This window comes from Mesorhizobium sp. ESP-6-4 (assembly GCF_020164735.1).
In the GTDB taxonomy this organism is placed as follows: domain Bacteria; phylum Pseudomonadota; class Alphaproteobacteria; order Rhizobiales; family Rhizobiaceae; genus Mesorhizobium.
In genome coordinates this window covers 40977-49588 of record NZ_JAIUGS010000026.1, presented here as the reverse complement: position 1 = coordinate 49588, position 8612 = coordinate 40977, and the positions used below count along the sequence as shown (strand labels likewise).

The window sequence follows — 8612 nt, the reverse complement described above, 5'->3', positions numbered from 1 at the left end:
ACCTCGAGCTCGACCAGCTCCAGCAACTCGGCGTCGTCGACCTGGTCGACCTTGTTCAGGAACACCACGATCGAGGGAACGCCGACCTGGCGGGCAAGCAGGATGTGCTCGCGGGTCTGCGGCATCGGGCCGTCGGCGGCCGAAACCACCAGGATCGCGCCGTCCATCTGCGCGGCACCCGTGATCATGTTCTTCACATAGTCGGCGTGGCCGGGGCAGTCGACATGGGCATAGTGACGGTTGGCCGTCTCATACTCGACATGCGCCGTCGAGATCGTGATGCCGCGCGCCTTCTCTTCAGGTGCTGCGTCAATCTGGTCATAGCGCTTGTATTCGCCAAAATACTTCGTGATCGCCGCCGTCAGCGACGTCTTGCCATGATCGACGTGACCGATCGTGCCAATGTTCACATGCGGCTTGGTGCGCTCGAATTTACCTTTTGCCATAGTCTCTTTCCTTGGACGGCCTTGACCTTCAGTTCAGTCGAATGCGGGGCGATTAGCGACAACGGCTGAAAAACACAAGTACCTTGTGGCTGAGCGGATTCTTGCTCGACCCGAACCAATGGTCGATTTCGGTGGGATATGGCGCGGATATAGGGCTGCCGCGTGTAAAATCAAAGGCTCCGGGCTGGCCCATTGCCGCCACGACGCCGCTCTGATCTTGTTCGCCGGATGCAGTTCATTCCATCCAATATCCGCGGCCCGCTGTTCATGATCGTCTCGACGGGGTCCTACCTCGTCAACGACACGATGATGAAGCTCGCCACCGTCGGATTGCCGCCCTATGAAGTTCTCCTGCTGCGGGGTGCTGCCGCCACGCTGTGGGGCGTGCCGCTGCTTCTGATGCTGGGCTATGCCAGGCAGATCCCGCTGCTCTTCGAGCGCAAGGTGCTGCGTCGCAACCTGTTCGAGCTGCTGGCAATCCTTTGTTACGTCGTGGCTTTAGCCAACATGCAGATCGCGGATTCCACCGCGCTCGGGCAAGTCACACCGCTCATCGTGCTGGTCGGCTCCTCGATGCTGTTCGGCGAAAAGATCGGCGCCACGCGCATGGCGCTGATCGGCCTTGGCTTTGTCGGGGCGCTCATGGTGGCGCAGCCGACGATGCAGGGCATTTCGGTTTATGCGCTGCTGGCGCTCGGCAACGCTGCCTTCGCGGCGGTGCGAGACCTTGCCGGGCGCAAGGTGGGCGCCGAGGTACCGGGCATGATCGTCGCCATCTCCGCGGTCGTGGTGGTGCTGGCCGGTTCAGGCGCGGCGCATCTCGTCTCCGAACAATGGGTGATGCCCGAAGGACATCATCTGCTCCTGATCGCCGGCGCCGGCCTGTTCCTGATCTTCGGCCATTTCTTCATCTTCATGGCCTACCGGGTCGGGCCGACAAGCGCGGTCGCGCCCTTTTATTACTGCTTCACCGTCTGGGCGGTCATTTCGGGCCTGCTGGTGTTCGGACAATTTCCTAACGCGCTCGCGGTTTGCGGCATCCTGCTGGTGCTAGCCAGCGGTCTCGCCATCGTCTCGCTCGACGAAAGAAAACGCCGGCTGGCCATGGTCGCCTGACGGCGCGCCTCCAGCCTGGGTCGACCCGGTCGGGTCGACCTTCAACAGCCTACTGGCTGTTCCCTGGCCTTCTACAGCGTGCGCTTGCCCGAAAACTGGTGATAGGCCCAGAGCACGACGACCGAGCCGATGACGGCCACGATCAGGCTCCAGATGTTGAGACCGGTGACACCCGCCGAGCCGAAGGCGCTGAAGATCAGCCCGCCAACGATGGCGCCGACAATGCCGAGCACGATATCCATGATCATGCCCTGGCCTGTCTTGTTGACGATCTTGCTGCCGATGAACCCGGCGATAAGGCCGAGAATGATCCAGCTGATAATGCCCATAATTCCCTCCAAAATTCCCCCGCCGCGCCATCATGGTCACATGATTGTCAAAAGCTCAAGTCAGCTTGAAATTCCGCCTGTTTGCGCCATTCTGGGGCCGGGCGGACTTGGCTGGACAAGGAGATCCATTATGGGCCTTTTCGACAATGCCGTTCCGGGCGGCAACATCACCAAACCCCTGATGATCGCGCTCGGCGCGCTTTTGGTCGGCAAGATGCTGAGCGGCAGAAGCGAAGAGGCGGCCGCGCCGCAAGAGCCGGCGCCGACGCCTGCGGGAACCGACGTGTCCGCCGATGGCGGCCTGCTCGGCGGTCTCGGCGGCCTGCTCGACAAGCTCAAGAACGCTGGCCACGGCAATGTCGCCGACTCCTGGGTCGGCACCGGCCAGAACCAACCGATCAACCCGGGTGATCTCGGCTCGGCGCTCGGGCCCTCGGTGATCCGCGAGATCGCGCAGCGCACCGGGATGAGCGAGCAGGAATTGCTGCAGCAGCTCTCCACGGCGCTGCCCGGCATCGTCGACAAGCTGACGCCGAACGGCCAAATCCCGCAGCACCATCAGGTCGTTTCAGCCTTCAACAGCTAGGGAAGTGGCCTGCTAGCGCGCCGCGTGCCACGGCGCGCGGCGTTTCATTTGAGGATTCGCGGGAAGAAATCTGGAGCGGGTAGCGGGAATCGAACCCGCATATTCAGCTTGGAAGGCTGCTGCTCTACCACTGAGCTATACCCGCGCCTTGCACTGAGGTACCGGATTCATCCGAAAAGCGCCACGCATTTTCGGTCCGAGACTTTTCGTTTCAGGGCTTCCGGGCCGGCAGTGGTGGAGAGGGTTGGATTCGAACCAACGTAGGCTAAGCCAACGGATTTACAGTCCGTCCCCTTTAACCACTCGGGCACCTCTCCAGTCTGCCGCCGGAGCCATGCAACGAGGCATTTCCGCCGATCCGGAGCCCGAGTAAGATCTTCTCCGAAATCAGCGAAGCGCCTTATGGCGGCAAGGCCGGTGGGTGTCAACCGGCGCTGCAAGGGTTTTTCGAGGATGTTCGGCATTCATTTGGCCAGCCCATATCCTTAGCCGGACGGGACGGCTATAGAGGCCGGCATGAGCGACGATAAAAGCAACAAGTCCGGCACGCGCAAGGACACCCACTACGCCAAGCTGAGGCGCGCGCATCGCGACCAGAAGGCGGGCGGTGCGCCGGCATTCCGGCCGCGCCAGCCGGTGCCACCGGGCGAGGCTGCCGCCGACGGGCTGGTGCGGCTTTACGGCCTGCATACCGTGCGGGCTGCGCTCGACAATCCGCGGCGCAGGATCAGGACGATGCTGGTGACGCGCAACGCCGCCGAACGGCTGGCGATCGGCGACCTTGCCGCCCTGCCCTTCAAGGCCGAGTTTGTCGAGCCGAAGGACATCGACAGGATCACCGGGTCTGATGCGGTGCATCAAGGCGTGCTGATCGAGGCCGAGCCGCTCAAGCCGAAGCGTCTCGACGCGCTTGGCGACACCAGGCTGGTGCTGGTGCTCGACCAGGTGACGGACCCGCACAATGTCGGCGCCATACTGCGCTCCGCGGTTGCCTTCGGCGCCGGCGCGCTGATCACGACTGCCCGTCACAGCCCGCAGGAATCCGGCGTGCTGGCGAAATCCGCCTCCGGCGCGCTCGAGCATATCGACCAGATCGAGGTGAAGAACCTCGCCGATGCGCTGGGACAGCTGCACGAGGCCGGTTTCCAGACCATCGGGCTCGATTCCGAAGGGCCGGCCGAACTGGAGAAGACCTTCGCCGGCGAGAGGATCGCGCTGGTGCTGGGCGCGGAAGGCAAGGGCCTGCGCCAGAAAACCCGCGAGACGGTGACGGCACTGGCCCGCCTCGACATGCCCGGCGCCATACACTCGCTCAACGTCTCGAACGCGGCGGCGGTGAGCCTTTATGCGGCGAGGAAGTTCATAGCGAGTAGGGAGTAGCGAATAGCGAATATTCGGGACACGATCCTTCGGCCCCGCACCCCCCTATTCGCTACTCCCTACTCGCTATTCGCTCCTTCGCCACTTCATGCCCCGCCATCCGCTCCAGCGCTCTCACCAGCGCCGAGTGATCCTCCTTGGCGCCGCCATTGGCGGCGCAGGAATTGAAGAGCTGCTGCGTGGTCGAGGTGTTGGGCAGCGACACACCGAGCGCCTTGGCGCCTTCCAGCGCCAGGTTGAGGTCCTTCTGGTGCAGCTCGATGCGGAAGCCGGGCGCGAAGGTGCGCTTGATCATGCGCTCGCCATGCACTTCGAGGATGCGCGAGGCGGCGAGCCCGCCCATCAGCGCCTGCCTCACCTTGGCCGGATCGGCGCCGGCCTTCGAGGCGAAGACCAGCGCTTCGCCGACGGCTTCGATGGTCAGCGCCACGACGATCTGGTTGGCGACCTTGGTGGTCTGGCCGACCCCGTTCGGGCCGACCAGCGTGATGTTCTTGCCCATTTTCTCAAACACTGGCTTGGCGCGCTCGAAGGCCTTTTCCTCGCCGCCGACCATGATGGTGAGCGAGGCCGCCTTGGCGCCGACCTCGCCGCCCGACACCGGCGCGTCGAGATAGTCGCAGCCGAGATCGTTGATCTTCTTGGCGAATTCCTTGGTGGCGATCGGCGAGATCGAGCTCATGTCGATGACGAGCTTGCCCTTTGACAGGCCATTGGCGACGCCATTCTCGCCGAAGAGAACGTCGGCGACCTGGGGCGTGTCGGGCACCATGGTGATGATTATGCCGGCAGCCCCGGCAACAGCGTCGTGGCCGAAAACGGTCTTCAGGCCCCTGGCGAGGAGGTCGGCGGGCGGCTTGGAGCGATGGTCGCTGGCGACGACTTTGTAGCCGGCAGCGAGAAGATGGCCCGCCATCGGCGCGCCCATGATGCCGAGGCCGATGAAACCGATGGTTTCCATTGGTGTTGCTCCTGAAAGCTTGTTCCAACTCATCGAAGGCCGGCGCTGCCCCTCATCCGCCTGCCGGCACCTTCTCCCCGTGTAGAGACGGGAGAAGGACGCTCTTAAGCCGCCGCGCTGCCCTGCCCGGCGAATTCCTTGAACCAGCCGAGCCCGGCCTCGGTGCCTGCTTTCGGCTTGTATTCGGCGCCGATCCAGCCGGAATAGCCGAGGCGGTCGATGTGGTCGTAGAGGAAGGGATAATTGATCTCGCCCGTCCCCGGCTCGTGACGACCGGGATTGTCCGCAAGCTGGATATGCGCGATGCGGCCGAGGTTGGCTTCGATTGTACGGGCGAGATCCCCCTCCATGATCTGCATGTGGTAGATGTCGTATTGCAGGAAGATATTCTTCGAGCCGACGCGGTCGATCAGCGCCAGCGCCTGGTTGGAATAGTTCAGGAAGAAGCCGGGGATATCACGGGTGTTGATCGGCTCGATCAAGAGCCTGATGCCGGCCTGCTCCAGCTTCTCGGCCGCGAAGGCGAGGTTTTCGGCAAAGACGTCTTCCAGCACCGAGCGGTCGGCGCCCTGCGGCGCGATGCCGGCAAGACAGTTGATCTGCTCGCAGCCCAGCGCATGCGCATAGCTGATCGCCTTGGCGACCCCCTGGCGGAATTCCGGCACGCGGTCCGGCAGCACGGCAATCCCGCGTTCGCCCTTCGCCCAGTCGCCGGCCGGCAGATTGAACAGAACCTGTGTCAGGCCGTTCTTCTTCAGTCGCGCCGCCACGACATCCGGGGCATGCTCATACGGGCCGATATATTCGACGCCCTTGAAGCCCGCGCGGGCAGCGGCATCGAAACGGTCAAGGAACTCTTGCTCACCGAAGAGCATCGAAAGATTGGCTGAAAAACGCGGCATTCTTTTTCTCCTTCGTCCGCCTGAACTCAATCCAACATCATGATGGCCGTCGGCGCATCCTCATCGCGCTCGGCAAGCTCCTCGAATTCGGTGACCTTGTCGATTTCCGTGCCCATGGAAATGTTGGTGACGCGCTCGAGGATGAATTCGAGAACGACCGGAACCTGGTGCTCCTTCATCAGCCGCTGCGCCTCCTTGAACGCGCCGGCGAATTCCTCGGGCTTCTTCACGCGGACCGCCTTGCAGCCCATCGCCTCGGCCACCGCGACATGGTCGACGCCGTAGCCCGCCTCCGGATCGCCGGCACGGTTGACGTTCTCGAAGGCGAGGCTCACTTCATAATCCATCGAGAAGCCGCGCTGCGCCTGGCGTATCAGGCCGAGATAGGCGTTGTTCACGACGACGTGGATGTAAGGCAGCTTGTGCTGGGCGCCGACGGCCAGTTCCTCGATCATGAACTGGAAATCATAGTCGCCGGAAAGCGCGACGATGTCGCGGTCCGGATCGGCGGCGCGCACGCCGAGCGCTGCCGGCAGCGTCCAGCCGAGCGGGCCGGCCTGGCCGCAATTGATCCAGTTGCGCGGCTTGTAGACATGCAGGAACTGCGCGCCGGCGATCTGCGACAGGCCGATCGTGGTGACATAGGTGGTGTCGCGGGCAAACGCCTTGTTCATCTCCTCATAGACGCGCTGCGGCTTCAGCGGCACCTGTTCGAAATGCGTCTTGCGCTTCATGGTCTTCTTGCGCTGCTGGCACTCCTTCGCCCAGCCCGACCAGTCGCGCAGCTTGCCGGCCGTGCGCCATTCGGTGGCGACGTCGAGCAGGATCTTCAGCGCGGCGCCCGCGTCCGAGACGAGGCCTAGATCCGGCGCGAAGACACGGCCGATCTGCGTCGGCTCGATGTCGACATGAATGAATTTTTTCCCCTTGGTGTAGACGTCGACCGAGCCGGTGTGGCGGTTGGCCCAGCGGTTGCCGATGCCGAAGACGAAGTCCGCCTCAAGCATCGTCGCATTGCCGTAGCGGTGCGACGTCTGCAGGCCGCACATGCCGGCCATCAGCCGGTGGTCGTCGGGGATCGCACCCCAGCCCATCAAGGTCGGGATGACCGGCACGCCGGTGACTTCCGCGAACTCGATCAAGAGATCGGAAGCGTCGGCGTTGATGATGCCGCCGCCGGCGACGATCAGCGGCTTTTCAGCCTCGTTGAGCATCGCCAGCGCCTTCTCGGCCTGGGCACGCGTTATCGCCGGCTTGAAGGGGGCGAGCGGCTCATAGGCGTCGATGTCGAATTCGATCTCGGCAAGCTGCACGTCGACCGGCAGGTCGACCAGAACCGGCCCGGGCCGCGAGGAGCGCATCAGATGGAAGGCCTTCTGCAGCGTCATCGGCACCAGATAGGGCTCCATGACAGTGACGGCCCATTTGGCGACCGGTGCTGCGATCGAGGCGATGTCGACGGCCTGGAAATCCTCCTTGTTGAGGCGCGCGCGTGGAGCTTGACCAGTTATGCATAAGATCGGAATCGAATCCGCCGAGGCCGAATAGAGGCCGGTGATCATGTCGGTGCCGGCCGGACCGGAAGTGCCGATGCAGAGCCCGATGTTGCCGGCCTTGGCCCGCGTATAACCTTCGGCCATGTGCGAGGCGCCTTCGACATGGCGCGCCAGCACATGGCGGATGGTGCCGCGCGCCTTCAGCGCCGAATAGAGCGGGTTGATCGCCGCGCCCGGAACGCCGAAGGCATTGGTGATGCCTTCCTTTTCGAGAACGAGAACCGCAGCGTCGACAGCGCGCATCCTGGCCATGGCAAGCCTCCATTTCGTTGCTTGGCTTGAGAATGCCAGTGTGCGTTCGATTTTTCAATTTTTTCAGAATATTTTTTCATTTCTAGAAAAACCGCCGTTATCGGCTGATTTCGCTTCACTTTTCCTTTTCCAAAAAATCGCTCATGGCCACTACTGAAAAACTTTTTCATTGCATGCGATGTCAAATCGGCGAGAATGGCCGGTATGGAAACGACGGAAAAACGCCAGCGCGGCCGGCCGCGCGCCTTCAACGGCCCATCCGAAGCGGCCTCGGTGCAGTCGCTCGACCGGGCGCTGCGGATCCTGGCCATCGTCGCCGAGGCCAGCGGCTTGTCGCTGAGCGAGATCGCGGCGCAAAGCGGCATTGCCGCCTCGACCGCCTATCGCATGCTGACGACGCTGGAAAACCACGGCATGGTCGAGTTCGATACGACCGATCAGCTCTGGTCGGTCGGCGTCGAGACCTACCGCATGGGCGCAGCCTTCCTGCGCCGGCGCAAGCTGGTCGACCGCGCCCGCATCGTCATGCAGGAATTGATGGAAAAGACCGGCGAGACCGCCAATCTCGGCGTCGCCGAGGACGATTGCGTCGTCTTCGTCAGCCAGGTCGAGACGCACCAGGCGATCCGCGCCTTTTTCCGGCCGGGCACGCGCAGCCCGTTCCATGCTTCCGGCATCGGCAAGGCGGTGCTGGCGCATCTCGAGCCGGAACGGGTCGCCGCTATCCTGCGTAAGGCGGGCCTGCAGCGCTACACGGACAAGACGCTTTCCGACATTTCGGCGCTGGCCCATGATCTGGCCGTCATCAAGCATCGCGGCTGGTCGGTAGACGACGAGGAGCGCCACCCCGGCATGCGCTGCGTGGCCGCCGCCATCTTCAACGAGTTCGGCGAGCCGCTCGGCGGCGTTTCGGTGTCCGGACCGACGGTGCGGGTCACGCCTGAGCGGCTGGCCGAGATCGGTCCGCTGGTGCGCGACGCCGCGGTCGAGGTGACGAAGATGATCGGCGGCGTGAAAGCCTACTAGAGCGTTTCACCGTTTCATGGAAACGGCGAACCGCTCTAGCTCTTTGTTTTTACGCAAT

At 63.2% G+C, this 8612-nt stretch carries 9 protein-coding genes and 2 tRNA genes; 4 read left to right on the top strand and 7 right to left on the bottom strand.

All coding sequences use genetic code 11. From position 1 onward, the window contains the following. Nucleotides 1–446, bottom strand: a 446-nt coding sequence (locus tag LB523_RS27560) for a GTP-binding protein (protein ID WP_140751187.1), incomplete at its 3' end; no start/stop codon positions are given. A gap of 228 nt (nt 447–674) precedes the next feature. Between LB523_RS27560 and LB523_RS27555 the strand changes: the two genes are divergently transcribed. Beyond that, entirely contained in the window at nt 675–1562 is an 888-nt protein-coding gene (locus LB523_RS27555; RefSeq protein ID WP_140842891.1) for a DMT family transporter, read from the top strand. 71 nt (nt 1563–1633) lie between these two features. On the opposite strand, the gene LB523_RS27550 is transcribed toward LB523_RS27555, so the two are convergent. Next, nucleotides 1634–1891, bottom strand: a complete 258-nt coding sequence (locus LB523_RS27550) for a GlsB/YeaQ/YmgE family stress response membrane protein (protein WP_040999817.1) — start codon at nt 1889–1891, stop codon at nt 1634–1636. Between the two features lie 130 nt (nt 1892–2021). On the opposite strand from LB523_RS27550, the gene LB523_RS27545 reads away from it, so the two are divergent. Beyond that, the gene (locus LB523_RS27545) at nt 2022–2477 is read left to right on the top strand and encodes a YidB family protein (RefSeq protein WP_224608965.1); all 456 of its coding nucleotides are present in this window, start codon (nt 2022–2024) and stop codon (nt 2475–2477) included. Nucleotides 2478–2548: 71 nt separating this feature from the next. Here the strand turns inward: LB523_RS27545 and LB523_RS27540 are convergent. Next, nucleotides 2549–2622: transfer RNA gene (locus LB523_RS27540), tRNA-Gly, on the bottom strand. A gap of 87 nt (nt 2623–2709) precedes the next feature. Further along, nucleotides 2710–2794 (bottom strand) — tRNA-Tyr (locus tag LB523_RS27535). Between the two features lie 199 nt (nt 2795–2993). Between LB523_RS27535 and LB523_RS27530 the strand changes: the two genes are divergently transcribed. Further along, nucleotides 2994–3857: a TrmH family RNA methyltransferase gene (locus tag LB523_RS27530; RefSeq protein ID WP_224608962.1), complete on the top strand. Its 864-nt coding sequence runs from the start codon at nt 2994–2996 to the stop codon at nt 3855–3857. A 52-nt stretch (nt 3858–3909) separates the two neighbouring features. On the opposite strand, the gene LB523_RS27525 is transcribed toward LB523_RS27530, so the two are convergent. The 3 genes from LB523_RS27525 to gcl form a co-directional block, all read right to left on the bottom strand. Continuing rightward, nucleotides 3910–4818: a 2-hydroxy-3-oxopropionate reductase gene (locus LB523_RS27525; RefSeq protein WP_224608959.1), complete on the bottom strand. Its 909-nt coding sequence runs from the start codon at nt 4816–4818 to the stop codon at nt 3910–3912. A 104-nt stretch (nt 4819–4922) separates the two neighbouring features. Next, complete coding sequence (gene otnI / locus LB523_RS27520; RefSeq protein ID WP_224608956.1) at nt 4923–5720, bottom strand: hydroxypyruvate isomerase; 798 nt, start codon at nt 5718–5720, stop codon at nt 4923–4925. 26 nt (nt 5721–5746) lie between these two features. Next, nucleotides 5747–7528, bottom strand: a complete 1782-nt coding sequence (gene gcl, locus LB523_RS27515) for a glyoxylate carboligase (RefSeq protein WP_224608953.1) — start codon at nt 7526–7528, stop codon at nt 5747–5749. Between the two features lie 204 nt (nt 7529–7732). Between gcl and bhcR the strand changes: the two genes are divergently transcribed. Continuing rightward, nucleotides 7733–8554 carry an HTH-type transcriptional regulator BhcR gene (gene bhcR / locus LB523_RS27510; protein ID WP_140698754.1) on the top strand — a complete coding sequence of 274 codons (822 nt, stop codon included), beginning with the start codon at nt 7733–7735 and terminating at the stop codon, nt 8552–8554. Nucleotides 8555–8612: the final 58 nt, after the last annotated feature.

Bases quoted from the DNA above. Each gene is read 5' to 3' on its own strand.
- bhcR (WP_140698754.1), top strand. From the start codon at position 7,733: ATGGAAACGACGGAAAAACGCCAGCGCGGCCGGCCGCGCGCCTTCAAC.
- gcl (WP_224608953.1), bottom strand. From the start codon at position 7,528: ATGGCCAGGATGCGCGCTGTCGACGCTGCGGTTCTCGTTCTCGAAAAG.
- LB523_RS27550 (WP_040999817.1), bottom strand. From the start codon at position 1,891: ATGGGCATTATCAGCTGGATCATTCTCGGCCTTATCGCCGGGTTCATC.
- LB523_RS27555 (WP_140842891.1), top strand. From the start codon at position 675: ATGCAGTTCATTCCATCCAATATCCGCGGCCCGCTGTTCATGATCGTC.
- LB523_RS27525 (WP_224608959.1), bottom strand. From the start codon at position 4,818: ATGGAAACCATCGGTTTCATCGGCCTCGGCATCATGGGCGCGCCGATG.
- otnI (WP_224608956.1), bottom strand. From the start codon at position 5,720: ATGCCGCGTTTTTCAGCCAATCTTTCGATGCTCTTCGGTGAGCAAGAG.
- LB523_RS27530 (WP_224608962.1), top strand. From the start codon at position 2,994: ATGAGCGACGATAAAAGCAACAAGTCCGGCACGCGCAAGGACACCCAC.
- LB523_RS27545 (WP_224608965.1), top strand. From the start codon at position 2,022: ATGGGCCTTTTCGACAATGCCGTTCCGGGCGGCAACATCACCAAACCC.